General features: G+C 63.4%; 24 protein-coding genes. 15 read left to right on the top strand and 9 right to left on the bottom strand.

What is annotated here, in order from left to right; genetic code table 11:
• Position 1: 1 nt before the first annotated feature.
• Complete coding sequence (locus L6639_RS04760) at positions 2-895, top strand: slipin family protein (RefSeq protein WP_237859247.1); 894 nt, start codon at positions 2-4, stop codon at positions 893-895.
• Positions 896-998: 103 nt separating this feature from the next.
• Here the strand turns inward: L6639_RS04760 and L6639_RS04765 are convergent, their stop codons facing one another.
• The 3 genes from L6639_RS04765 to L6639_RS04775 all read right to left on the bottom strand — a co-directional run bounded on the left by L6639_RS04765 (position 999) and on the right by L6639_RS04775 (position 4,665).
• Positions 999-2,303: a TAXI family TRAP transporter solute-binding subunit gene (locus L6639_RS04765; protein ID WP_237859249.1), complete on the bottom strand. Its 1,305-nt coding sequence runs from the start codon at positions 2,301-2,303 to the stop codon at positions 999-1,001.
• Between the two features lie 372 nt (positions 2,304-2,675).
• Positions 2,676-3,806, bottom strand: coding sequence for an alpha/beta hydrolase family protein (locus tag L6639_RS04770; protein ID WP_237859250.1), 1,131 nt, complete (start codon positions 3,804-3,806; stop codon positions 2,676-2,678).
• A gap of 25 nt (positions 3,807-3,831) precedes the next feature.
• Positions 3,832-4,665 carry an alpha/beta hydrolase family protein gene (locus L6639_RS04775; RefSeq protein ID WP_237859251.1) on the bottom strand — a complete coding sequence of 278 codons (834 nt, stop codon included), beginning with the start codon at positions 4,663-4,665 and terminating at the stop codon, positions 3,832-3,834.
• Positions 4,666-5,039: 374 nt separating this feature from the next.
• Between L6639_RS04775 and L6639_RS04780 the strand changes: the two genes are divergently transcribed.
• Positions 5,040-5,483: an SRPBCC family protein gene (locus tag L6639_RS04780; protein WP_237859252.1), complete on the top strand. Its 444-nt coding sequence runs from the start codon at positions 5,040-5,042 to the stop codon at positions 5,481-5,483.
• 80 nt (positions 5,484-5,563) lie between these two features.
• Here L6639_RS04780 and L6639_RS04785 read toward each other — a convergent pair whose 3' ends face one another.
• From L6639_RS04785 to L6639_RS04810, 6 genes are all read right to left on the bottom strand, one after another.
• Entirely contained in the window at positions 5,564-5,881 is a 318-nt protein-coding gene (locus L6639_RS04785; RefSeq protein WP_338076518.1) for a DUF3551 domain-containing protein, read from the bottom strand.
• Positions 5,882-5,887: 6 nt separating this feature from the next.
• Positions 5,888-6,247, bottom strand: a complete 360-nt coding sequence (locus L6639_RS04790; protein ID WP_237859253.1) for a hypothetical protein — start codon at positions 6,245-6,247, stop codon at positions 5,888-5,890.
• Positions 6,248-6,338: 91 nt separating this feature from the next.
• Positions 6,339-7,664: an Hsp70 family protein gene (locus L6639_RS04795; protein ID WP_237859254.1), complete on the bottom strand. Its 1,326-nt coding sequence runs from the start codon at positions 7,662-7,664 to the stop codon at positions 6,339-6,341.
• A gap of 101 nt (positions 7,665-7,765) precedes the next feature.
• Entirely contained in the window at positions 7,766-8,251 is a 486-nt protein-coding gene (locus tag L6639_RS04800) for a flavin reductase family protein (protein ID WP_237859255.1), read from the bottom strand.
• A 5-nt stretch (positions 8,252-8,256) separates the two neighbouring features.
• Positions 8,257-9,846, bottom strand: coding sequence for a 4-hydroxyphenylacetate 3-hydroxylase N-terminal domain-containing protein (locus tag L6639_RS04805; RefSeq protein WP_237859256.1), 1,590 nt, complete (start codon positions 9,844-9,846; stop codon positions 8,257-8,259).
• 116 nt (positions 9,847-9,962) lie between these two features.
• Positions 9,963-10,793 (bottom strand): IclR family transcriptional regulator domain-containing protein, encoded by an 831-nt coding sequence (locus L6639_RS04810; protein ID WP_237859257.1) that lies wholly within the window; start codon positions 10,791-10,793, stop codon positions 9,963-9,965.
• A gap of 134 nt (positions 10,794-10,927) precedes the next feature.
• Between L6639_RS04810 and L6639_RS04815 the strand changes: the two genes are divergently transcribed.
• From L6639_RS04815 to L6639_RS04875, 13 genes are all read left to right on the top strand, one after another.
• Positions 10,928-12,256: an ABC transporter substrate-binding protein gene (locus L6639_RS04815; protein ID WP_237859258.1), complete on the top strand. Its 1,329-nt coding sequence runs from the start codon at positions 10,928-10,930 to the stop codon at positions 12,254-12,256.
• Positions 12,257-12,278: 22 nt separating this feature from the next.
• Entirely contained in the window at positions 12,279-12,995 is a 717-nt protein-coding gene (locus L6639_RS04820; protein WP_237859260.1) for an ABC transporter ATP-binding protein, read from the top strand.
• A gap of 3 nt (positions 12,996-12,998) precedes the next feature.
• Positions 12,999-13,697, top strand: a complete 699-nt coding sequence (locus tag L6639_RS04825; RefSeq protein ID WP_237859261.1) for an ABC transporter ATP-binding protein — start codon at positions 12,999-13,001, stop codon at positions 13,695-13,697.
• 7 nt (positions 13,698-13,704) lie between these two features.
• Positions 13,705-14,571, top strand: coding sequence for a branched-chain amino acid ABC transporter permease (locus L6639_RS04830; protein ID WP_237859466.1), 867 nt, complete (start codon positions 13,705-13,707; stop codon positions 14,569-14,571).
• An 8-nt stretch (positions 14,572-14,579) separates the two neighbouring features.
• Entirely contained in the window at positions 14,580-15,653 is a 1,074-nt protein-coding gene (locus L6639_RS04835) for a branched-chain amino acid ABC transporter permease (protein WP_237859262.1), read from the top strand.
• Positions 15,654-15,824: 171 nt separating this feature from the next.
• On the top strand, positions 15,825-15,962 hold the full coding sequence (locus L6639_RS04840; RefSeq protein ID WP_237859263.1) for a hypothetical protein: 138 nt from the start codon (positions 15,825-15,827) through the stop codon (positions 15,960-15,962).
• A 247-nt stretch (positions 15,963-16,209) separates the two neighbouring features.
• A complete protein-coding gene (gene oxlT / locus L6639_RS04845) occupies positions 16,210-17,499 on the top strand; it encodes an oxalate/formate MFS antiporter (RefSeq protein WP_237859264.1) in 1,290 nt (429 codons plus the stop codon).
• Between the two features lie 261 nt (positions 17,500-17,760).
• On the top strand, positions 17,761-19,092 hold the full coding sequence (gene oxlT, locus L6639_RS04850; protein ID WP_237859265.1) for an oxalate/formate MFS antiporter: 1,332 nt from the start codon (positions 17,761-17,763) through the stop codon (positions 19,090-19,092).
• A gap of 194 nt (positions 19,093-19,286) precedes the next feature.
• Positions 19,287-19,715, top strand: a complete 429-nt coding sequence (locus L6639_RS04855; protein WP_237859266.1) for a CBS domain-containing protein — start codon at positions 19,287-19,289, stop codon at positions 19,713-19,715.
• A gap of 98 nt (positions 19,716-19,813) precedes the next feature.
• Complete coding sequence (locus L6639_RS04860) at positions 19,814-20,833, top strand: 2-dehydropantoate 2-reductase (RefSeq protein ID WP_237859267.1); 1,020 nt, start codon at positions 19,814-19,816, stop codon at positions 20,831-20,833.
• Positions 20,833-21,618 carry a fumarylacetoacetate hydrolase family protein gene (locus tag L6639_RS04865; RefSeq protein WP_237859268.1) on the top strand — a complete coding sequence of 262 codons (786 nt, stop codon included), beginning with the start codon at positions 20,833-20,835 and terminating at the stop codon, positions 21,616-21,618. Before L6639_RS04860 ends, L6639_RS04865 begins: the two co-directional genes overlap by 1 nt.
• Positions 21,619-21,843: 225 nt before the next feature.
• Entirely contained in the window at positions 21,844-23,250 is a 1,407-nt protein-coding gene (locus L6639_RS04870; protein WP_237859269.1) for a coiled-coil domain-containing protein, read from the top strand.
• Between the two features lie 57 nt (positions 23,251-23,307).
• Positions 23,308-24,024 (top strand): hypothetical protein, encoded by a 717-nt coding sequence (locus L6639_RS04875; protein ID WP_237859270.1) that lies wholly within the window; start codon positions 23,308-23,310, stop codon positions 24,022-24,024.
• The last annotated feature ends 66 nt before the right edge of the window (positions 24,025-24,090 follow it).

Raw genomic sequence — 24,090 nt, forward strand, 5'->3', positions numbered from 1 at the left:
CATGCACAACTATTTTAAGGCAAGCGGCGGAAGTCGATTCTCTCTACTCCTTGCAGCAGTGGCTCTCGCAGCTGCGGCGCTCGTCGCCTCGCTCGCCTACGACGGAGGTTCTCGCGGCCTCTATGCCGTCGCGGCTGGCCTCGTGATCGTCGCATTCCTGATTCCACAGGCCGTCCTGGTTGCAGGCCAGTGGGAGCGCGCGGTCGTGCTTCGCCTCGGCAAGCTGTCGGCAATTCGCGGCCCCGGCCTGTTCGTGATCGTACCGTTCATCGACGAGGTGGCCTCATGGCTCGATCAGCGCATTCAGACCACGGAAATCAATGCCGAGAAGGCGCTGAGCAAGGACACCGTGCCGGTGAATATCGACGCGATCGTATTCTGGCAGATCCATGATCCCGAGCGTGCCGCGCTCGAGATTGCGAACTACCGTCAGGCCATCACCCAGGTCGCACAAACCTCATTGCGCGAAATGGTGGGATCGTCGCTGCTGTCGACGCTGCTGGCCGAGCGCAAGCAGGGCGATCAGTTGCTGCGCGATGATATCGGGCGCAAGACCGCTGATTGGGGCGTAGCCGTGATCTCGGTCGAGATCAAGGACATCGGCGTGCCGCCTGGATTGCAGGACGCGATGAGCCGACAGGCGCAGGCCGAGCGAGAGAGACTGGCGCGCGTGCTGCTCGGCCAGGCCGAACAGGAGATAGCCCAGAAATTCGTGGAGGCCGCCGACATCTACGCGCGTAGTCCGGCAGCACTTCAGCTGCGCGCCATGAACATCATCTATGAGACGACCAAGGAGCGTGGCGCCACGATCCTCATTCCCACGGCGATGATCGATGCCATGAATCCCGGCACGGCAATGGGCATCGTTGCTGCCGCGCAGCAGGCGCCAGGTTGAGCCGGGTGGCAAGAGGCCGTACCGCAACTCGGGTTGACTGCTGCGGGGACATGACGAAAAGCCGTCGACGGCGCGCCCGCGAACAGGTTCAGATCCACCCAGGCTATGATACCCTGATAACCTCCGGCTGCACGGCGGGCGATGAGTGGCCCCGCGCGATGATGGCGCGACGAACCAGGCGGATGTGCTCACGGAGCGTATAGGCCTCGCTCGCGAAGCCGGCCGGCGTGCGTATTCTGGCAACGGCCTCTTCGATGCGGGCGAGGTCAGCCTCCCACTTGTCTCTCGGCAAATCGCCTGTGCGCGCGGCGACATCCCGCTCGAGCAGAGCCAGCTCGCCGTACCACCGGTAGATGCGCGAGCGGACATGCCAGCGGACCAATTGAGGCAAATAGTGGAAAAGCGGCAACAGGATTGCCGCCAGAGGCAACAATATGATGATTGCACGCTCGCCCCACGCCGCGATCCAGAACGGCAGATATTGGTAGAGGATCGTGCGGCCGAAGCGTCGATGCTGATCGGCATCGGTCGAAACAGGCAGATCCACCTGGGCGGTGCTTGGAAATTCGCCTGCCTCCTCGAAAAGACCTTGCCGACCGTGGATCTCCCTTGCGGCGTCGACCAATAAATGTGTGATGGCCGGATGGAGATCCTCGCGCGTTGCAAGCATCACCTTGGTCCCGATCAGGTCAATATCCTTTTCCGGAAGGTGGTCCGCCAGGTCGATCACACCCGATGGCAATTTGAGCGTGCTGATGAAGTTGAGCCGTCGTCGATAGGCCTCGGCTCTCGCGAAGCTCAGCACGCTCAGGGTCGGATCGCGCAGCGCGTTCCAGACGGCAGGATTGTCCGCACCGTCGACAAAGACGACGGCGTCCAGCTCGCCCGCGCGCAGCGCAATCAGCGCCGGCAGATTGCTCAAGGGCTCCATCGTGACATTGTCGGGCGTCAGACCGTTGAGCGCGAAAACGGACTCACTGAACGAACGTGCCCCGCTGCCGGGAACACCGACGGCGACCTTGCGATTGCGCAATTCATCGACGTAGTTCAGCGGCTCTGATTTGCGGTAGAAAATCCACAACGGCACATAATAGAGACTCGCAATCATGACCACGCCCCTGGCGTCGGACGCCTGCGACAGGCCGCCTTGAGTGAAGCCTATGTCCACGCCGGACTTCGGATCTCGCAACAGTGCCAGATTGTCTTCTGCACCGCTGGTGATCCGCTCTTCAACCGTGACGCCGGAACGTGCCAGAATTTCGATGTAGCGTTTGGCATATTGGTGCAGAAGGCCGTCTTCCAGACCGGACGCCAGGACGATGTGGCGCGACGGAGCGGTCTGCCAAACATGCACCACCGCCCAGATCGTCGCAGCGATCGATGCCAGGACGACGATCGCGAGGCTCAAGCGGCCACGTGGCGAGAGATGTGCGAGGTATTCGGTCCTCACAACGGACGCTTCAGTGACGGGCGAAAGAGCGGCAGGCGCGCATGACGTCGGACATGCATCGCTCCTGCGACATAGGCAGCGGCACACCGCGCATGTTCATGAGCCTGCGGAAAGTCAGGAGTAATTTCATTGCACGCCGCCTTCCGTTCATGAAGAAGCCCTCCCTTTTGGGGAGCTCGCACCATCAAGCGCTTGACATAGGTCAAGGCCTCGCGACGACCTCGACGGCGAACGGCGGATCCGTCAGCACCAGCCGAGGAACGGATTTTGCCAAGCGGCGAATGTTGTCCGGCCGAACGGACCACCAAATGCCATTCATTTCGTTCCGATCTACCCCGGGGCCACAACCTGCCCGACCGCATAGAGCGAGCATTCCTTCCAGGCAGCCACGCATTGCCGCAACGCCTCGTTCTTCGCATCATCGACGGTTCGCTGCGCAGCGGTAACCGACGTACAATGACCATCGCGATTCCAGGCATAGGCCTTGGCGTCGGTCCATGCCTTCACATAGGCATCGAAATAGCCGGCGCACGCCGCGTTGAGCGGTGTCGGCGGCGGAATTGCTGCGGGCGACGGCAGATCGACCAGCACTGATGTCGGCAGATGCAACTGCTTGAGGAAACTCTCCACCGCGGGCCACCAAAGATCAGCAGGGCCCATCGGCACCATGGCGTGCCCGTCGACACCGAACGGCGGCAAGATCTGAAACTGCGCTGGCGCACCTGACGCGACGTAAGCATCGAACATGCGACGGCCCAGCGCCGGCGGCGCACTGCGATCGTTTTCCGCATAAAGCCAGAGCGCCGGAATTCGCGCAGTGCGGCCAAAGAAGCCGGCGTCCGCGACGAGATGATCCGGACTGCATGTGCGACCCGGGATGGAACCGTGAGCCGCCTCGAAATTGAGAACACCGATGACGCCCGCTGGATTGTCCGCCGCCGTCGCGGTCACGGCAAAGCCCCCGGTGGAATGCCCCATCAGCACGATCTGATCAGGCTCGACCCAGGCCTCGCCGCGGAGCGCGGCGAGAGCGCCGGTGACGTCCTCGGCCGCGATCCGCGCGACGGCGAGATAGTCGCGATCGTCGCAGGATCCGGACAGCGTCTCCGCAAACGGTCCGCTTGAATGTCCAAACCCCCGGCGCATGATCGATGCAACGGCATAGCCACGTTGGGCAAACGCCACGGCCGGATTAAGGAGACTGGTCGGCGTTTCCCGCGCCAGCGCTGCGCGAAAGGCATCGCCAGTGCCGGGAATTGTCCCGTGAACCAGCAGCACCAGCGGAAACCGCCCCGGTCGATCCGGCCGTAGGATCATGGTCTCGAGCCTGACTTGACTGCCATCAGCAAGCGTGATCGGCACCATCAGATCCTGCCGAACGAGGCCCGGCAGCGCGGGATCGGCCGCGGCCGGAGACAGCAGAAGTGCAAGCAAGCCGATCACGCAGCCAAGTTGCCTCATCCCCGCCTCCTCGCGAACGTGAAGCTCACTGATCTCCGCCGGCGAGCTGCTCATGAAAGAACTTCACCACCGCCGCATTGAACTCGCGGTGAAAACCTGCCCGGTCGAACTCCGTCGGCGTATCGGTGCAGATGCGCGGGACGGCCGCGGCCTGCTCCGGCGTGCACGGGGCGAGGTAGGCGAAGTGGCCGGCCGGAACGACGTGCATCTCGGGCTTGCCCTCCAGCCAACCCGCGACGCGCGCCACGGGCGTGCCGTCGCCCACGCCGGGACCGCCGAACTGCGACCGCCAAAACTGGAAAGGGATTTTGACCGCGGCAAGATTCTTGCGGGTCAGAACCGCCGGTGCGGGATCGACGATCACCGCCGTGCGGATTCGAGCGTCCTGCGACGGGTCAGGCAGCGTTTCTCCGTTGTGGAGCTGGGCACATGTTCCTGATGTCTCCTTGCAGTGTTCGGCGAGCCAGGTGAAATCCGGCTTGAGGCCCATCAGCGCCAGACCGGTATAGCCACCAAGCGAGAAGCCGAAGAAGCCGACCTTGGCCGGATCGATCACCGCCCTGTCCTTCCAGTCCTTCAGCATGAAATCGAGCAGGCGAACCATGTCCGCCGGGCGCGATCCCCACACCGGCAGCGTATCGCGCCGCGACGAATCGTTGGTGGTGTCACCGGGATGATTGATGGCGGCGACGATGAAGCCGGCCTCGGCCAGCGCCTCCTCCGTGTCATGGTTTGCACCGAACCACCCGCCCCGGCCGTGCGAGAAGATCACCAGCGGCAGCTTGGCGCCCGTCACCGGACAATCCTTCGCGCCCTTCAGGTCGAACTCGGCGCCCACTGAAAGCTTGCCCAGCGCCACATGCGTCGGCTCGGTCGCGCAAGGATACCAGATCGCGCCTGACAGCGCCGGATCGGAATCGAGAAGCTGAATGCCTGCGGCCCTGGCCGGCACGCCAAGACCCGGTACGCCAAGACCCGGTACGCCAAGACACAGCAGCGCGATGGCGGAAGCCCAAATCGTCCTGTGCAAAGGAAGTCCCCCCGATTTCGCGCAGGAGTTGAGCGGGCAACGATAGCGGAATTGTGGCTTCCATCGACCAGACGTAGAGACGCGCCGCAGAGGCTCGCCAGAAAATCCGGGACGGCATGTCGGGTCTTCGACGCCTCGTTCGTCCTCGGGCCATGATCGGCCCCTAGACCTCGACGGCCCGTCAGTTCATGAGGATAACAACCATGCCCAACACTGTCCGCCTGCACCGCGTTCTCGCCACCAGCCCCGAGAAGGTCTATCGGGCCTTCGTTGAGGCTGATGCGTTGGCGAAATGGCTTCCGCCCAACGGCTTCACCTGCACCGTCCACCATCTGGAAGCCAAGGTCGGCGGCACGTTCAAGATGTCGTTCCGGAATTTCACGACGGGCAACGGCCATTCGTTCGGCGGCGAATACCTCGAGCTCGTCCCTGGCGAACGTCTTCGCTATACCGACAGGTTCGACGATCCGAACCTGCCGGGCCTGATCGAGGTGACCGTGATCCTGAAGAAAGTCCTTGTCGGCACCGAGGTCGACATCACACAGGCCGGACTTCCCGACGCGATCCCGCCGGAGGCCTGCTATCTCGGCTGGCAGGAATCGCTGCGCAACCTTGCGCGCCTCGTCGAGCCCGAGATCAAGCCGTAACTCCCTGCTCCGGCCTCGCGATGGGCGGCTCGACGCATCAGTGGAGCGAGCCGCCTCTTCGCACCTTTTGGGATCACGCTCTAGCTGGGACCGCCTTGTCGTCGCCTGGAGTTGCGGCCAGACGGTCCCTGCCAATATGGATTCTCCTGGCACATGGCCGAGAGTCCCGAAGCCGTCACTCGACATTCATCGATCGAATGATAGCTGCAGTCGAAGGTGATGAGGCCCCGCTCGTGCCATCTCTGCAGGCACACCGGAAAGCGCGGATCGTAACGTTGAGCCGTGGCCGGGCCAGCGCCGAAGAGCGTTGTCGCACCCACCAGGATCATCCAGCGCAGCAGACGCATCTTTTGGCCTATCCTGAATCTCAAGTCGACCCGCCAGTGCGAGCAACGCATAATCGCTTATTCGATCGTTGCGTTCACCGTGATGACCGACCGTCCCGAGCCATACGGACCTTTTCCTGATCCGTAGATGGAAAACGTATCGCTGCCCTTGTAGCCGCGCGGAGCCGTATAGGTAAAGGTCGTGATGTTGACCTGCCTCAGCGTTCCCTGCGCGGGCTTTTGCGCGATGCCTGAAGCCGTCATCATGCCGGGAATTCTGATCGGAAACTTGCAGGTTTCACCGGATCTGACGGCAAAGAAAGCGACCATGTCCACGCCAAAAGCGGATGGATCTCCCGTGACTCGACAATCGGCCGCGCGCGCCGGATCGGCGACTACACCGAACGCAATCACGATCAGGACGAAGAACCGATGCATGGCTGACCTTCCGTAGCGACAGGGAAAGTCAAAGTCGGATCCGATCGATCACCATTGATCTGCGTCAACGGTTCGCAACGCCGACAAAAGGTTATGCGCGCGCCTTCAGCCCGCCATCGGCGGTCCAGCGATCCGGCTCGGGACTGTGCCCGATCAGCGCGAGGCCGTAGGCGATCGACTCGAACTGGTCGCCCGACATCAGCCGCTCGTTGCCGAACCTGTCGGCGAACAGTTTTCGCACCGCCGGCACGAACGAGGTGCCGCCGGTCAAGAACACCTTCTCCACCTCGCGCGCGGTGATGCGGGCTTCGCCCAGCACCTTGTCGACGGTGGCGCCGAGCCGCGCGATGTCGTCGGCGATCCAGGAATCGAACTTCTTGCGCGTGATGGCCGAACCGATGTCGACGCCGCCGCCCTTGAAGCGGAAATCCACTTCGTCCTTGGCCGACAGCGCGACCTTGGCGTCGGAGACTGCGCGATACAGCGAAAAGCCGAGGTCGAGGTCGACGATGGTGATGAAATCCTCGAGCTGATCCGGCTTGAGCGCGGTGCGCGCAAGCTCGCGCAACTCGCGCAGGTCGCCATTGCTCTTCATCAGTGCGAGCTGATGCCAGCGCGCGAGGTTGGTGTAGTGGCTGTTCGGGATCGGCAGCACCTTGTCGAACGAGCGGAAGCTCGAGCCCTTGCCGAGCCGCGGCGAGACGACGTGATCGACGATGCGGTAGTCGAACGTGTCGCCTGCAATGCCGATGCCGGCGTGGCCGAGCGGCTCGGCGCGCAGATGGCCTCCGGCGCGGGAAAAGCGCATCACCGAGAAATCGCTGGTGCCGCCGCCGAAATCCGCAACCAGCACGGTGGCATCGCGCTCGAGCCTTCGGGCGAAGGAGAAGGCCGCACCGACGGGCTCGTAGACATAGCGGGCATGACCGGCACCGAGACGCTCAAAGGCGGCGCGGTAACGCTGCATGGCGAGATCATCGTCGGGATTGCCGCCGGCAAAACGCACGGGACGGCCGACGGTGATGTTCGCCGCCTCGAAGCCGAATTTGTCGCCGCCATGCCGCGCCAGCGTGCGCAGGAACGCCGCCAGGATATCCTCGAACTTGAAGCGCTGCCGGAACACTTGCGTGGTGTTGAAGCTCGAGCTGGCCGCGAAGGTCTTGAAGGACTGCAGGAAGCGATAGACGTGGCGCCCTTCGAGAAACTGCTCGATCGCCCACGACCCGCCCTCGGCCTGGGCGCCGGCGCCCGGCCGGTCCTCCCAGAAGCACAGCGCCGAGACGTAGGTGCTGTGGCGCTGTCCACCGTGCTCGAAGCGGATGGCCTCGACCCGGCGATCGTCGGCCGCGAGGGCGACGACGGTATTGCTGGTTCCAAAATCGATGCCGATCGAGACGGCGGGCGAGGCGCTCGACATGAACCACGCTGACAGTTGGGTGAAAGGGGGCGCACCACTAACGGCTTTGCATAGCGCTGGCAAGGCCTTGATCCGCCGCGCTGGTCCCCCTCCTCATCGCCTCAAGCGCGTTGAAAGCTCCCGTACGCCCCCTTGTGGAACACGAGCGGACTGCACATGGACTCCTCGCCCGAGATCACCTCGCCCAGAATGATGTCGTGATCGCCAGCCTTGTGAACGGTGGCAACGCGACAGCACAGCCGGGCCGCTGCACCCTGCAAGAGCGGCAGGCCGTCGGCGCTGAACGCCGGGGCCAAATCATCGAAGCGGCTCTTCAACTGCCCGGTAAAGCGATGGGACAGTTCGGATTGATGCTGACCCAGAATATTCACCGAGAACAGGCCGCGCCGCCGGATGGCGGCTCCCGTCGCACTCCCCTCATTCGTGCAGAACAGCAGCATGCAGGGGGCGAGCGAGACCGATGTCAGCGAATTGATCGTCGCGCCGAACAGTTCGCCGTTCCATTCGGTCGCGATGATTGCGACGCCGGTCGGAAATGTTCCCATCATCGACCGGAAGCGCTTGGAATCGACGGCGCCGCTCAGCATCGATCTCACTTTCGCAGCATGTGATAGCTGAGCTCGCCGGGATCGGTGAGGTCAGGCACCTTCCAGCCGTCGAGGTCGTATTCGGCCATGCAGTCCTCGGCAAACCCCTTGAACCGATCGGCATTGCCGGAGGCTTGGGCGCCGAACAGGCAATAGCGGCGTATCTCCTCGGTCGAACCGCCATAGTTGATTTCGTAGAGCTCGTGGCGACCGCCGAACTCGCTGCCGATGCAGTCCCACAACAGTTTGAGCAGCTTGACCCGCTCCTCGGCCTTGTAGCCGTTGGAGCCGCGCAAGTATCGATCGAGATAGGGGCGGATCTCGGGATTCTTGAAGTCGCTGGAATGGCTGTTGAGATAGATCAGGCCGGAGGCGACCGTCTGTTCGATCAGGTACTTCACCTTGGTGTAGGCCATGGTGGCGATGATCTGGTAGGCGTTGCCGGGATCCATGTTCGGCAGCACGTAGTCGCCGATCCATGGCTTGGGATCGCGCACCATCGCGTCCGACAGGCTCCAGAACAGGTTTCGCCAGGCGATCACTTCGCCGACATTGGCCTGCACGCCGCGATAGTCCTTGGTGCCGGCGGCCTCAGTTGCCTTGAGCAGCAGCCCGCTGATGAAGTCGAGCTTGACCGCGAGGCGCGTGCAGCCATGCACGACGAAGCGAGGAAGGAAGCCGGTGCGCGGGAAGAAATTGTTCGCCTTCTCGATGTCGCCGTAAACGAAGACGTTCTCCCAGGGCACCAGTACCTTGTCCATGATGAACACGGCATCGTTCTCGTCGAGCCGGCTCGAGATCGGATAGTCGAACGGACTTCCCATCACGCTCGCGCTCATCTCATAGGACGTGCGGCAGATGAACTTCACGCCGGGCGCGTTGGTCGGCACCATGAACACGGCTGCGAACTTCTTGTCCTGCAGCGGGATCAGGCCGTGATGCGCGACAAAGGTGTAGTTCGTCAGCACGGATCCCGTTGCCACCACCTTGGCACCCGACACGATCAGCCCGGCGTCAGTCTCTTTCTCGATATGACAGCAGACGTCGGCGACCTCGTTCGGCGGACGGTCGCGATCGACAGGCGGATGGATGATCGCGTGATTGATGAAGGGCACGCGCTCCTGGCTGAATTTGTACCAGCGCTTGGCGTTCTCTTGATACGGATCGTAGAAATCGGCGTTCGCGCCCAGCGTCGCGAGGAATGCGGCCTTGTAGTCGGGCGCGCGGCCCATCCAGCCATAGGTGATCTTGGCCCATTCCGCGATCGCATCGCGCCCGGCGATCAGATCCTGCATCGACTTCGGCGCCTTGAAGAAGGCGTGCGTCATGCTGCCATTGCCGGTGTCGGTCGGCAGCAGCAGCTTGTCCTTGTGCTTGTCGTCGTGCAGCGCGTCGTAGAGGCGGGCCACCATGCGCGCAGTGTTGCGAAAGGCGGGGTGCGTGGTGACGTCTTTCACCCGCTCCCCGTAAATGTAGACCTCGCGATCGTCGCGCAGCGAGTCCAGGTATTCCGCGCCGTTTTGCGGACGCGTGACTTTGACGTTGCCGGTGTGCTCCGGCGGAACGGCCCCGACGCCCTGCGCCTTGCCTGCCATCGTGCAATCTCCCCTCAATTTGTTCGATTATCGAACTCATGTCCGTATTTCGAACTTGATGCGACGATACGGCCGCTCCTGCTGAATGGCAAGGGTCGGAAGCCGGGGTGTGCGCCTCAGATGGTCATCGACGAGATCTGCTCGCTGATGCGGTTGAGCTCGGGCAGGAAATGCTCGCGCATTTCGTTGCGGGTCGTTCGCGTCGAATGCGTCGAGAGATTGATGGCGCCGACGATCTGGCCGCTGCGATCGAGCACCGGCACGGCAAGCGCGCGAAGACCGCGCTCGAGCTCCTCGTCGACGATCGAGAATCGTTGGGCGCGGTCGGCGCGGATACGGTCGAACAGGGCTTGCAGGTCGGTGATGGTCTGCGGCGTGTAGGCCTCGATCCGCCGCGACTTGAGCCGCCGCCAGATCTCCTCCTCGTCGAGATAGCCGAACAGGACGCGCCCCAATGCGGTGTGTAGCGCGGGCAGCCGGCTTCCGACCGACAATGCGGCGGACATGATGCGGCGCGCCGGCACGCGCGCGACATAGACAATGTCCGCGTCCTGGAGGATGGCCGCCGAGCAGGATTCGCCGAGCCGCTCGCTGAGCTCGCGCATCAGAGGCAGGGCGCGGTCGATCCAGCTCTGCGTCGACAGATAGGCAAAGCCGAGGTCCAGGATCTGCGGCGACAACGCAAAGGTGCGGCCGTCCTGTACGACGTAACCGAGCAGGTTCAGCGTGCGCAGGACCCTGCGTGCGGTGGCACGCGACAGATCTGCGACGCTGGCGGCCTCCGACAAAGTCATGGTCGGGCGCTGGCGACCGAAGGCTCCGAGCACGGCCAGCCCCTTGGCCAGCGTGGTCATGAACTCCTTATCGTCGGGCTCGCTTTTGCGATGCCCGGGCTCGCTTTTGCGATGCCCGGGATCCGCCTTGTGGCGTTCTGATGCCTGCGTCATGCGGCGGCCTGTTGACTCCGTTTGGGCGCTAGAAGACACTGGTCGAATTACGAACGTATGTTCGAATATCGAACGCCGGCCGGTGTGTCAAATCACGCTGAGAATCCGGTGCATCCATAGGGGAGGACGCGCAGATGACTCGCAGCAGGATCAGCTTGGCTGATCGTCATTCCATCAATCGCCGCACGCTCCTGAAATATTCGGCCGCGACCGGGGCCGCGCTCTCGGTCGGATTGAAGTCGCCGGCGATCGCCCAGACGCGCGCGATCAAGCTCGGCTACGTCTCACCGCTGACCGGTCCCCTCGCCGCCTTTGCCGAGGCCGACAATTTCATCCTCGCCAATTTCAAGGAGGCGACCAAGGCGGGCATCAAGGTCGGCAACGCCACGGTCCCGGTCGAGGTGATCGTCAAGGACAGCCAGTCCAATCCGAACCGCGCCGCAGAGGTCGCCAAGGATCTGATCGTTCAGGACAAGATCGATCTCATGCTGGTGGCATCCACACCGGAGACCACCAATCCGGTCTCGACCCAATGCGAGATCGAAGAGGTGCCGTGCATCTCGACGGTCGCGCCCTGGCAACCCTGGTTCATCGGTCGCCAGGAGAATCCCGGTGGCGGGCCGCCGGCGTGGAAGGGCTTCAACTACACCTATCACTTCTTCTGGGGTCTCGAGGACGTCATCGCCGTCTTCACCAACATGTGGAGCCAGGTCGCGACCAATAAATCCGTCGGCGGACTGTTTCCCAACGATGGCGACGGCAACGCCTGGGGCGACAAGGTGGTTGGATTCCCGCCGGCGCTCGACAAAGGCGGCTACAAGCTCACCGATCCAGGCCGCTACCAGAATCTCACCGACAATTTCTCCGCGCAGATCGGCGCGTTCAAGTCGGCCAATTGCGAGATCATCACCGGCGTCGTGCTGCCGCCGGACTTCACCACGTTCTGGAAGCAATCGTTGCAGCAGGGCTTCAGGCCCAAGGTTGCATCGATCGGCAAGGCGATCCTGTTTCCGGTCGCCGTCGAGGCACTGGGCAAGGACGGTCACAATTTGTCCTCCGAAGTCTGGTGGACACCGAACCATCCCTTCAAGTCGTCGCTGACCGGCATGAGCGCGAAGGATCTCGCGGGCGCCTATGAAAGCGCCACCAAGAAGCAATGGACGCAGCCGATCGGCTTCGTCCATGCATTGTTCGAAGTCGCCGTCGACGTCCTGAAGCGCGCTCCTGATCGCGACGGAAAAGCGATCGCCGCAACGATCGCCGCTACCAATCTCGACACCGTCGTCGGCAAGCTGCAATGGGGCTCTTCGAGCCTGCCGCCCTTTGCCGCCAAGAACGTCGCCAAGACGCCGCTCGTCGGCGGTCAGTGGCGGTTCAAGGACGGCAAGTACGACATCGTCATCACCGACAACAGGACGGCGCCGGCAATTCCCGCTGGCGGCAAGATGGAGCCGATTGCCTGATCGCGCGGCGCGCTGAAGACCCATGCTGCTGGAAATCGCCGGCCTCAGAAAGAGCTTCGGGGCGATCGTCGTGGCCGACGATCTGGACCTGACCATCGCGCATTCCGAGGCCGTCGGCATCATCGGGCCCAACGGCGCAGGCAAGACCACGCTGTTCAACCTGATCGCCGGCGGCTTGTCGCCGAGCGCCGGCCGCATGCGCTTCGACGGACGCGACCTTGCGGGCCTGCCGCCGCAGGGACGCTGCCGCGCCGGTATTGGTCGCACACACCAGATTCCGCAGCCGTTCGAGAATCTCACCGTGTTCGAAAATCTCCTGGTCGGCGCCGTTCACGGCCGGCGCAAGAGCGAGCGCGAGGCCGCACAGGCCTGCGGCGAGATTCTCGACCAGCTTGGCCTGCTCAAGCGTGCGAACGTGCTCGCGGGCTCCCTGACACTGCTCGAGCGCAAGCGGCTGGAAATGGCTCGCGCGCTCGCCAGCACCCCAAGGCTGCTGCTGCTCGATGAGATCGCCGGCGGACTGACCGAGGGCGAATGCGCCGAGCTCGTCGCGACGATCGGCGAGATCCGGAAATCCGGTGTCGCGATCCTGTGGATCGAGCACGTTGTGCATGCCTTGTTTGCCGTCATCGATCGCCTCGTCGTACTCAACTTTGGACGCAAGATCGCGGAAGGACCGCCAAAGGAGGTCATGCAGCGACCCGACGTGCACCAGATCTATATCGGCATCGAGGCGTGACGCATGCCGTTGCTCAGCACACACGATCTCACGGCCTTCTACGGCGACTTCCAGGCACTTTACGGCATCGATCTCAGCTTCGATGCGGGCGAGACCATCGCCATCATCGGAGCGAACGGCGCGGGCAAGTCGACCTTCCTGAAGGCGATCGCAGGCCTTATCCCGTCTCGCCCGGACAGCGTGCTGCTCGACGGCCATCCGATCGGGGCGAAGCGTGCTGCCGAGATCGTCAAGCTCGGAATTGCGCTGGTGCCGGAGGGGCGACGCCTATTTCCCTCGCTGACCGTGGAAGAGAACCTTCTGATCGGCGGGCACGGCCGCAAGCTTCCTGGACCCTGGACGCTCGATCGGGTCTATGGCCTGTTCCCGATCCTGAAGGAGCGGCGGGCGTCGGCCGCACCGATTCTTTCGGGCGGCCAGCAGCAGATGGCCGCGATCGGCCGCGCCCTGATGTCCAATCCCCGCGTCCTGCTGTGCGACGAGATCAGCCTCGGGCTCGCGCCGATCGTCATCGCCGACATCTACGCCGCGCTTCCGCAGATCAAGGCCGAGGGCACCAGCGTCGTGCTGGTCGAGCAGGACATCGTCCAGGCGATGAAGGCCGCCGATCGCGTCTACTGCTTCCAGGAGGGGCGGGTCTCGCTCGAAGGCCGCCCCGGCGAACTCTCGCGCGATCAGATTCACCGCGCTTATTTCGGATGATGCAATGATCGGCCTTCTCGACGCGATCATCCAGGGAATCCTGCTCGGCGGCCTCTATGCGTTGTTCGCAACCGGGCTCTCACTGATGTTCGGCGTGATGCGGCTGGTCAATCTTGCCCACGGCGACCTCATCGTGCTCGCAGCCTTTGTCATTCTGGCGGTGACGGAAAAACTCGGCGTCGATCCATTTGCCGCAGTGCTCCTTGCAGCCCCGATCCTGTTTGCGATCGGCTTCGGCCTCCAGCACGTGCTTTTGAATCGGACGCTGGGACGCGACCTTCTGCCGCCGCTGCTCGTCACTTTTGGACTCTCGATCATCATCCAGAACGGGCTGCTGCAGACGTTCTCCGCTGACAGCCGCCGCCTGCGGTCCGGTGCGATCGAAACCGCGTCTGTGTCGCTGGGCGGAGACATCGCGGTGGGCGTCGTTCCACTGCTGACGCTGGTGTCCGCGATCGCCGTGATCGTGGCTCTCAACTTCATCTTCTATCGGACGTCGATCGGCCGGGCCTTTCGGGCAACCTCTGACGATCTCGACGTCGCGCAGCTCATGGGGATCGACGTCAACCGCACATTCGCGATGGCAATGGGCATCGCGTTCGTCGTCATCGCGATCGCGGCACTCTATCTGGGCCTGCGGGCGAATTTCGATCCCACCATCGGCCCGGCGCGACTGCTGTATGCCTTCGAGGCCGTGATCATCGGCGGGCTCGGCAGCTTCTGGGGCACGCTTGCCGGCGGCATCATTCTTGGCCTCGCCCAGACCATCGGCGCGCGCATCGATCCGGAATGGCAGATCCTGTCGGGCCACCTCGCGTTTCTCCTGGTGCTGGTGATCAGGCCGCGCGGACTGTTTCCGCGCGCGATCGATTGAGGCGCGGAATGATGGATCCAGGCACGGCCAAGCCGAAGCAGATCTTTCGTATCGCGACCGCGCACGGCGTGTCGCACCCGGCCGCGGCCATCGCCTGCATTGTCCTTCTCGGGCTCGTCCTGCTGCCGACCTTCGCCGGCCGCAATCTCATTCAGGATCTGATCTTCCTGTTCTACATGCTGGCGTTGGCGCAATGCTGGAATCTGCTCGCGGGTTATGCCGGCCTGATCTCGGTCGGCCAGCAGGCGTTCGTCGGATTGGGCGGCTACGTCCTGTTCGCGCTGACGCTTGTCGCCGGCCTTAATCCACTGCTCGCGATTCCGGTCGCGGGCATCGTGTCGGCGGCACTCGCCTTGCCGACGGCGCTGATCGTCTTCCGCTTGCGTGGCGCCTATTTCGCGATCGGCACATGGGTCGTGGCCGAGGTCTATCGTCTTGGTTTCGCGCAAGTGAAGGCGCTTGGCGGCGGCACCGGGACCTCGCTTACTCCATCCGTCACCGCGTCCGTGCCTGGGATTGAGTGGATCAAGACATTGCTCGACGTGCGCACGCCGGCCGCGCGTGACATTGCATCGTACTGGCTGGCGCTGGCTTTGGTGGTCGGCACACTCGCCTTCGTCTATTTCCTGCTGCGTTCGCGCCAGGGCCTGGCGCTGGGTGCGATCCGCGACCGCGAGGCTGCGGCCGCGAGCCTCGGCGTCGACATCACCAGCATCAAGCTCGCCGTCTATGTTGCGACCGCCGCCATGACCGGCATGATCGGTGCCCTGATCTACCTTCAGAAGGCGCGCATCTCTCCGGACGCCGCCTTCTCGGTGCTCGATTGGACCGCCTATGTCATCTTCATCACGGTGATCGGGGGCATCGGGACGATCGAGGGCCCGATCATCGGCGCCGTCGTCTTCTACCTGATGCAGCGCTACCTCGCCGATTTTGGTGCGTGGTACCTCATTCTTCTGGGCACCCTCGGGATCCTCGTCATGCTGCTCGCTCCTCGCGGGCTCTGGGGCCTTCTTTCCCGGCGATATGATCTGACGCTGTTCCCGACCCGACGCCGGCTTGAGACGGAACCAGACGAATAATGGCCGAGCCTTAGGTCTTAGGCCCAGAACGGCCGCACGCATCATTATGCTGCAATGCGGTATCATCCATGCTGCTATGCGATGGCATGCATGGACATTGGCATCTGGTATACATAGAACAACCTTCGAAATGAGACAGCAATACTGACTGTCTCGAGAAAGGGAATTCCGATGTCCAAGACCGCTTCCGTCGCGCTGGCGCCCTCCGCCTCGCTGTTCGCCCGCTTCATGGCCGCCGTCGACCGCTTCCTGATGGCCAGCGCGGAGATCTCCAACCAGAACGGCGACCTGCCCCGCTTCGGGCTGTAAGCGCCATCTGAGGTCGCCGCGCGTCGAATTGTCGCGCCGGTTGTAATTTCTGCGAATTCCTACTTTTGAAGAATGGCTCCGCGCTGCGGAGCCATTTCTATTTGGGATCAGGCACATTCGTGCAGCCTCGCCAACGAGGTTGCGTCATAAGCGCACAATGGGCCTCGCGCGCTTGATGCTTGGCATAATGAATACAAGAATGCCGCCAACGCTCGCTTAAAAAACAGAAGCGCTCATTGGAGGATTCATGACGGACATGGTGCAGGCCACAACAGCCCCTTCAGCCGCACGCGTCAGCGATACGTATCGCTGGGCACAATTGGCAATCGGCGTGGCGGCGATGGTGATGATCGCCAACTACCAATATGGCTGGACGTTCTTCGTCCCCGACATCCAGAAGACATTCGGTTGGGATCGCGCCTCGATCCAATGGGCCTTTACGTTGTTTGTTTTGTTCGAGACCTGGCTGGTGCCGGTCGAAGGATGGTTTGTCGATAAATACGGTCCGCGCATCGTCGTGCTGGTCGGCGGCGTGCTCTGCGCGATCGGCTGGGCGGTCAACGCGCAAGCCACTACGCTCAACGGCTACTATCTCGGCATGATCATCGCGGGCATCGGCGCCGGCGGCGTCTACGGCACCTGCGTCGGCAATGCGCTGAAATGGTTTCCCGACAAGCGCGGTCTTGCCGCGGGCATTACCGCCGCCGGTTTCGGCGCCGGCTCTGCGCTCACCGTCGCGCCGATCCAGGCCATGATCAAGGATAGCGGCTTCCAGACCACCTTCCTCTATTTCGGCCTCGGACAAGGCATCATCATCTGCATTCTCGCCTTCTTCCTGCTGGCGCCGAAGCCAGGCCAGGTGCCGGCGGTGGTGGCGAATGCGGCTCTTGCGCAGACCCGGCGCAACTACCAGCCGACGGAAGTTTTGCGTCAGCCGATCTTCTGGCTGATGTACTTCATGTTCGTGATCGTCGGCGCCGGCGGGCTGATGGTGACGGCGAATCTGAAGCCGATCGCGGTCGACTGGAAGGTCGACGCCGTGCCCGTGACGCTGATCGGCATGACCATGACCGCGGTGACCTTCGCAGCGACCATCGACCGCGTGCTCAACGGATTGACGCGTCCGTTCTTCGGCTGGATCTCCGACATGATCGGCCGCGAGAACACGATGTTCATCGCCTTCGGCATGGAGGGCTTCGGCATCTGGATGCTCTACCTCTGGGGCCACGATCCGATCTGGTTCGTGATCCTCTCAGGCTTCGTGTTCTTTGCCTGGGGCGAGATCTACTCGCTGTTTCCCTCGACCTGCACCGACACGTTCGGCGCGAAGTTCGCGACCACCAATGCCGGCCTGCTCTACACCGCCAAGGGCACGGCCGCGTTGCTGGTGCCGCTGGCGAACTATGTGCAGCAAAGCTCCGGCCATTGGGACAACGTGTTCATCCTAGCTGCCGGCGCCAACATCCTGGCCTCGCTGCTGGCGCTCTTGGTGCTGAAACCCTGGCGCAAGGTCGTGGTCGCGCAATCGACCATCTGACCTCGCACCCGCAACATTGACATCGCGCCTCACGCCCGGCCTCACCGCCGGGCGTTTTCGTTTTCCCGAATATACCTTAATACCGCAAACCCGAAGGAACCCTGCACTTTTCTTGAGCTTGATCCGAAGATAGGGCTTGCATTCTGGAATATGGTATACCAAGCTGCCCGCCGCGCTTGCGACCATAAGCCACAAGATTTGCGACACTCCGTCATATAGGCGGCAGACGTCGCCACCAGACAAGCGCTTGGGAGGTTGTTGATGATTTCAGGCACGGATGGCGCCGTCACGGCCGCGCCTCTTCGCACAGGTTTCCGTTGGCTCCAGCTCGGCATGGGCATCGTCTGCATGGCGATGATCGCCAACCTGCAATATGGCTGGACGCTGTTCGTCGATCCGATCGACGCGAAGTACCATTGGGGTCGCGCGGCGATCCAGCTCGCCTTCACCATCTTCGTCGTCACCGAAACCTGGCTGGTGCCGGTCGAGGCCTGGTTCGTCGACAAATACGGCCCGCGCATCGTCATCATGTTCGGCGGCGTGATGATCGCGTTGTCCTGGTTGCTCAATTCCTACGCCGATAGCCTTCCCCTGCTCTATACCGCGGCTGTGGTCGGCGGCATGGGTGCAGGCGCGGTGTACGGCACCTGCGTCGGCAACGCGCTGAAATGGTTTCCTGATCGCCGCGGCCTCGCCGCCGGCGCGACAGCGGCCGGCTTTGGTGCGGGTGCAGCTCTCACCGTGGTGCCGATCGCGGCCATGATCGCATCTTCAGGCTATCAACACGCGTTCCTCACCTTCGGCATCGGCCAGGGCGTGATCGTGTTCGTGCTCGCCTTCTTCATCCAACCGCCGCGACTCTCGATCCCGCCGAAGAAGAAGCAGCTTAATCTGCCGCAGACCAAGATCGACTTCACGCCACCGCAAGTACTGCGCGCCCCTATTTTCTGGATCATGTATCTCGTCTTCGTCATGGTCGCCTCCGGCGGCCTGATGACCGCGGCCCAGATCGCGCCGATCGCGCACGACTTCAAGATCGCCGACACGCCAGTCTCGCTTGCCGGTTTCCAGATGGCGGCACTGACCTTCGCGATCTCGCTCGACCGCATCTTCGACGGCTTCGGCCGCCCGTTCTTCGGCTTCGTGTCCGACACGATCGGTCGCGAGAACACCATGTTCATCGCCTTCGGCACCGCCGCCTTGATGCTGCTGACGCTATCGGCCTACGGTCACGTCCCGCTCGTGTTCGTGCTCGCGACCGCGGTCTATTTCGGCGTGTTCGGCGAAATCTACTCGCTGTTCCCCGCCACCTGCGGCGACACCTTCGGCTCGAAGTTCGCGACCACCAACAACGGCATGCTCTACACCGCGAAGGGCACCGCCTCCTTGCTGGTCCCGCTCGCCAGCGTGATCTCGACCGCCTATGGCTGGAAGGCCGTGTTCGTGGTGGCCGTGGCACTGAACGCGACGGCCGCGCTGATGGCGCTGTTCGTGATCAAGCCGCTGCGCCGCTCGTTCATCCTCGGCAACGAGGCCGAGAGCACCAGTCCCGCAACGAACGCCGAGACGCGTGCCAAGACCGGGACGGCGTAAGCCGCCACGCGTTGGTACAACGGTTAAACAGGGGCGCAGCGATGCGCCCCTTTTTCTTTGCCGCGTTCTTCTGCTGGCAGCGACAAACGTCAGCATTGCTGCCGCAAGATTTTTCGGATCAACCAAATCCAGCGCTTGACGATTGGCATTATGTATACCACACTTCTCCCATCGTTCACCCCAGGGAGGTTGCCATGCTGGTCGGAGACATTCTGCGCAAGAAGACGCCGCGCGTTGTCACGGTGCGAATGAACGAAACGGTGGGTATTGCCGCCAAGCTGATGCGGGCCAACAACATCAGCGCGCTGGTGGTGAAGGACGTGGTCCGCTCGGAAGGAAACACTGCGGTCGGCATGTTCACCGAGCGAGACGTGGTGCGGGCGGTCGCCGAGCACGGCGCGAACGCCGTCAACGTCAAGGTCTCGCAGCTCGTCTCGGTGCAGCAGCTGGTCTCCTGCACCTCCTCAGACACGATCGAGCATGTCCGGCATCTGATGAACCGGAATCACATCCGGCACCTGCCCGTGATCGACGACTACAGCCTCGTCTCCGTCATCAGCATGCGCGACATCGCCGCTGCCGTTGACGAGGCCCTCAACGGCGCGCCGCAAGCGGCAGCCTAAACGTCTCACTTCCCCTGCGACTACCGGCCCCGGCTCGGACGCATCCGAGCCGGACCGGATCCTTCGTCCCAAAATTCCGGTACCCCCGGGAGGATTTCATGAAGATCTGCATCTACGGCGCCGGCGCGATCGGCGGATATCTCGGCGTGCAGCTGGCACGCGCAGGCGCCGATGTCAGCCTGGTCGCGCGCGGCGCGCACCTCGCTGCGATGCGCGAACGCGGCCTGACCTTGCTCGCCGGCGAGGAGACACACACCGTCCATCCCCGCTGCACCGACAACGCGGCCGAGCTCGGCGTGCAGGACTATGTCATCGTCACGCTGAAGGCGCATTCGATCACCGGCGTGATCGAGAAGATGCAGCCACTGCTCGGGCCGCACACCCGCATCGTCACCGCGGTCAACGGCATCCCCTATTGGTACTTCTACAAGCACGGCGGCGCGTATGAGAACGCGACCTTGGAGAGCATCGATCCCGGCGGGCGGCAGTGGCGCGAGATCGGGGCCGAGCGCGCGATCGGCTGCATCGTCTATCCCGCGACCGAGATCGAGGCGCCCGGCGTGATCCGCCACGTCTATGGCAACAATTTTCCGCTCGGCGAACCTTCCGGTGAAATCACCGCCGACGTGAAGCGCCTCGCCGACCTCTTCGTCGCGGCCGGCCTGAAGGCGCCGGTGCTCGACCGCATCCGCGACGAGATCTGGCTGAAGCTCTGGGGCAATGTCTGCTTCAACCCGATCAGTGCGCTGACCCACGCAACGCTCGACGTGATCTGCACCGATCCCGCCACGCGGGCGCTATCGCGCGCGATCATGGTGGAGACGCAAGCCATCGCCGAAACCTTCGGCGTCAAGTTCCGCGTCGATGTCGAGCGCCGCATCGAGGGCGCCCGCAAGGTCGGCGCGCACAAGACCTCGATGCTGCAGGATCTCGAGCGTGGCCGCCCGATGGAGATCGACCCGCTCGTCACTGTCGTGCAGGAGATGGGCCGCCTGACCAAGATTCCGACGCCTGCCCTCGACTCGGTGCTGGCGATGGTGACCCAGCGCGCGCGCATCGCCGGCCTCTATGACGGCATCTCCGCGCCCAGGGATCCTCGCGCGCTGGCGGTGGCGTGATGAGTACCGAGACGACAAAATGGCTGCGCTTCCGCCACGCTGGCACCACCGGCTTCGGCACGCTGGAATCGTCAGGCATCAGCGTGCATGAAGGCGAGATGTTTGGCCGCAACGCGGCGACCGGCAGGACGCTTGCGCTGTCGGAGGTCGAGCTGCTGGCACCCTGCGCGCCCAGCAAGATCGTCGCGCTCTGGAATAATTTTCACGCGCTCGCGGCAAAGCTCAATCAGCCCGAGCCACTGGCGCCGCTCTATCTGCTCAAGGCCACCACCACCATCACGACACCAGGCGCGGTGATCCGCCGTCCCTCCTACTACGACGGCAAGACCACCTATGAGGGTGAGCTCGGCATCGTCATCGGCAAGACCTGCGCCCGCGTCTCGCCTGATGAGGCCGACCGCTTCATCTTCGGCTACACCTGCGTCAACGACATCACCGCCAACGACATCCTGACCAGCGACCCCACCTTTCCGCAATGGGCCCGCGCCAAGGGCATCGACGATTACGGCCCGTTCGGCCCCGTCATCGCGACCGGCCTCGATCCGGCCAAGCTCACGGTGCGCACCATTCTCAACGGCGCGGAGCGACAGAACTATCCGATCTCCGACATGATCTTTTCCGCGCAAGCCCTGGTGAGCAAGATCTCCCACGACATGACCCTGCTCCCCGGCGACCTCATCGCGGTCGGCACCTCGGTCGGCGTCGGCGTGATGAAGGAGCCGGTGAATATTGTGACGGTGGCGATCGACGGCATCGGCGAGCTGACGAACGAGTTTCGGCTGTAGCTCCCCGCCATTCCGGGGCGCGACAAAGTCGCGAACTACGGTGCGCAATTGCGCACCGTAGCTCGGCGCTTACGCGCCGCCCCGGAAGGACGATGGAGGATATCGACGCGCCCAGCTGTGGATGGCGCCTTCTGACGCGTCCGGCAGCCCGCGCGCCCCTTGATCTCGGTTGCGCTCTCCAATAGCAATTATGGCGAAAATGTGCGCGGGCGTGAGGGCGTCGGCATGTGGCTGTTTTTCCTGGTTGCCTGGTTTGTCCTGCTCGCCGCCATCGCGTTCCTCGCCCCGCAGGCGTTTGGTTACGACGTCACCCATTTGCCCGCCGCCTTCATCGCGCTGCCGGTGCCGCAGCGCATCGCGGCCGGCGCGATCGTCGTGGTCGGACTGGCGCTGATCGGCGCCTCTGTCTTTCGGCTCTCACGCCAGGACCGCCGCCTCGACAGCTTGCGCGACCGCCTCAAGAAGACCCGGGAAGACGTCGTCGTCGCGCACGCCCTGCAAAATCACCTCGACGCCACCGTTCAGCACCTGATCGAGAGCGATCCCAGGGAGGCTGTCTCCGCACTGCACGACAAGCTTGGCGAGACCGAGCAACGAGCGCTGCTTCAGCAGGGCCGCAACCAGTCCACCGACATGCAAGATCAGCTGGCCGAGATCCGCCGCCGCCAGCAGACGGTGCGCGAGATGGTCGGCAAGGTCGCCGATCAGCGCCGCGCAGTCGAGCCCGTCTTCACCGAGATCCGCGACCGCCAGAACCAGCTCGAACGCGCGCTGCTCGACCTCGAAACCGACGACCGCAAGAACAACCTCGCCGACCGGCTGAAAGATATTGCGCGCGACGTATCGACGCTGCTCGGCCGGGTGAACGCAGTGCAGGGTACGTTCGCGACACTCAACCAGTACAAGGAAGATCTGGCGAAATCCCATGCCGAGCTGGTGCCGTTGCGCTCGTCCGACGCCGGCATCAACGCGTTAATCGGCGAGCTCGGCCTCAGCCACGATCGTCTCGCCAAGACCGTCGACGAGATCGAGACCGGCGGCGAGGCGCCGCTCAACGCACGCGTCGAAACGCTCTCGAAAAACAAGAACGAGATCGAGCAGCGCCTCGCCCGCATCGACGACAGCGCCAACATCCTGAAAAGCATCCGGCTCGATTTCGAGGAGCTCGCCCAGCGCCAGGCCCAGCTCGAACGCTCGCTCGCGGAGGTCGAGACCGACCCTGACGGCAGGACCCTCGTCGACCGCCAGAACGCGCTGAACGATTTCGTACTCCAGTCGCGCCAGCGTCTCGGCGCCTTGCAGGAGACGCTGGCGACGCTGAACGCCTTCAAGGCGGAAATGTCGAAATCGCAGGCCGATCTCGTGCCGCTGAAGGCGCCGGTGTTCGGCATCGAGGCCATGATCGCCGAGGTCAGCGCCACCCGCGATCTGCTCGCCAAGACCGTCGGCGAGATCGAGGCGAGCGGCGATGTCACCCTCACCTCGCGCGTCGATGCGCTGACCAAGAGCAAGCGCGAGGTCGAAGACCGCCTCGCCCGCATCTTCGACAATTTCAACGCCCTCGACGCCTTGCGCAAGGACATCGGCGGCATCTTCTCGACCATCCGCAACAGCCTGAACCGGATCGGGTGAAGGCTGAAATGACTGTCAGGTTCGAACCGCGATAAATCTGCGCGCGACCAAGTGCACATGCGCATCATTCTCGGCATCCTCTCCGGCCTGCTCGGCGCTCTCGCCGGCTGGTCCGGCCTGGCTGCCCTGGTGGTCATGCTGGCGGGACCGGACCGCGACGGCGGCATCGCCATGGGGGCCTTCTTCGACATCGGTCCGATCGGAGGCGTGGTCGGCCTGATCGCCGGCGTCTGGCTGTTCGTGCGCTTCGGCCTGGTCCGCAACGCGGCGCCGGCACCTGCTGGAGAGATCCCAGATGCGGCGCCTCCCGGCGCCACCCGGCTCTCCTTCCCGTTCGCCATCACTGTGCTGCTCGTCGTGGCTGGGCTGGGCTATTGGGGATGGTACGAGTTGATCCGCTCGCCCAATCTCAGCCACGGCTTCATGACGCTCCAGGTCGAGTTTCGGCTTCCCCCGGGCATGACCCTGCCGGACAAGGAAGAGGACGTGCACATCGAGGTCGAGGAAGCGTCAGGCTATGCCAACGCCATGTTGCCGCCGAACTGGCGCGCGCATGACGGTGACCGCAAAGCGATCATTTCCACTGTTACGCTGATGTACAAGACGCGCCACCGCGCCGTCAGCCTGACACTGCCTGATGTGCCCACGCAACGCTGGTCGATCGATCTTCCGTCCGATCCGGATCCCACGCCCGGCTTCTCGCCGTGGCGCACTGGAAGCGAGCCATCGCCGGCAAAGATCGAGATGCATTTTCGGCTGAGCGCCGATCGCTGACGATTGCGAAACATTCCGACCCACATCACATCTGCGCGCGCCCAGGAGATGCCGCCAACATGTCGC

Source organism: Bradyrhizobium zhengyangense (assembly GCF_022012555.1).
GTDB classification, from domain to species: Bacteria; Pseudomonadota; Alphaproteobacteria; order Rhizobiales; family Xanthobacteraceae; genus Bradyrhizobium; species Bradyrhizobium zhengyangense.

Excerpts from the sequence above, each read along its gene's own strand:
- L6639_RS04815 (WP_237859258.1), top strand. The coding sequence starts at position 10,928 with ATGACTCGCAGCAGGATCAGCTTGGCTGATCGTCATTCCATCAATCGC.
- L6639_RS04860 (WP_237859267.1), top strand. The coding sequence starts at position 19,814 with ATGAAGATCTGCATCTACGGCGCCGGCGCGATCGGCGGATATCTCGGC.
- L6639_RS04865 (WP_237859268.1), top strand. The coding sequence starts at position 20,833 with ATGAGTACCGAGACGACAAAATGGCTGCGCTTCCGCCACGCTGGCACC.
- L6639_RS04760 (WP_237859247.1), top strand. The coding sequence starts at position 2 with ATGCACAACTATTTTAAGGCAAGCGGCGGAAGTCGATTCTCTCTACTC.
- L6639_RS04875 (WP_237859270.1), top strand. The coding sequence starts at position 23,308 with ATGCGCATCATTCTCGGCATCCTCTCCGGCCTGCTCGGCGCTCTCGCC.
- L6639_RS04785 (WP_338076518.1), bottom strand. The coding sequence starts at position 5,881 with ATGCGTTGCTCGCACTGGCGGGTCGACTTGAGATTCAGGATAGGCCAA.
- L6639_RS04855 (WP_237859266.1), top strand. The coding sequence starts at position 19,287 with ATGCTGGTCGGAGACATTCTGCGCAAGAAGACGCCGCGCGTTGTCACG.
- L6639_RS04870 (WP_237859269.1), top strand. The coding sequence starts at position 21,844 with ATGTGGCTGTTTTTCCTGGTTGCCTGGTTTGTCCTGCTCGCCGCCATC.
- L6639_RS04780 (WP_237859252.1), top strand. The coding sequence starts at position 5,040 with ATGCCCAACACTGTCCGCCTGCACCGCGTTCTCGCCACCAGCCCCGAG.
- L6639_RS04800 (WP_237859255.1), bottom strand. The coding sequence starts at position 8,251 with ATGCTGAGCGGCGCCGTCGATTCCAAGCGCTTCCGGTCGATGATGGGA.
- L6639_RS04820 (WP_237859260.1), top strand. The coding sequence starts at position 12,279 with ATGCTGCTGGAAATCGCCGGCCTCAGAAAGAGCTTCGGGGCGATCGTC.
- L6639_RS04790 (WP_237859253.1), bottom strand. The coding sequence starts at position 6,247 with ATGCATCGGTTCTTCGTCCTGATCGTGATTGCGTTCGGTGTAGTCGCC.
- L6639_RS04805 (WP_237859256.1), bottom strand. The coding sequence starts at position 9,846 with ATGGCAGGCAAGGCGCAGGGCGTCGGGGCCGTTCCGCCGGAGCACACC.
- oxlT (WP_237859264.1), top strand. The coding sequence starts at position 16,210 with ATGACGGACATGGTGCAGGCCACAACAGCCCCTTCAGCCGCACGCGTC.
- oxlT (WP_237859265.1), top strand. The coding sequence starts at position 17,761 with ATGATTTCAGGCACGGATGGCGCCGTCACGGCCGCGCCTCTTCGCACA.
- L6639_RS04795 (WP_237859254.1), bottom strand. The coding sequence starts at position 7,664 with ATGTCGAGCGCCTCGCCCGCCGTCTCGATCGGCATCGATTTTGGAACC.
- L6639_RS04840 (WP_237859263.1), top strand. The coding sequence starts at position 15,825 with ATGTCCAAGACCGCTTCCGTCGCGCTGGCGCCCTCCGCCTCGCTGTTC.
- L6639_RS04810 (WP_237859257.1), bottom strand. The coding sequence starts at position 10,793 with ATGACGCAGGCATCAGAACGCCACAAGGCGGATCCCGGGCATCGCAAA.
- L6639_RS04835 (WP_237859262.1), top strand. The coding sequence starts at position 14,580 with ATGATGGATCCAGGCACGGCCAAGCCGAAGCAGATCTTTCGTATCGCG.
- L6639_RS04825 (WP_237859261.1), top strand. The coding sequence starts at position 12,999 with ATGCCGTTGCTCAGCACACACGATCTCACGGCCTTCTACGGCGACTTC.
- L6639_RS04770 (WP_237859250.1), bottom strand. The coding sequence starts at position 3,806 with ATGAGGCAACTTGGCTGCGTGATCGGCTTGCTTGCACTTCTGCTGTCT.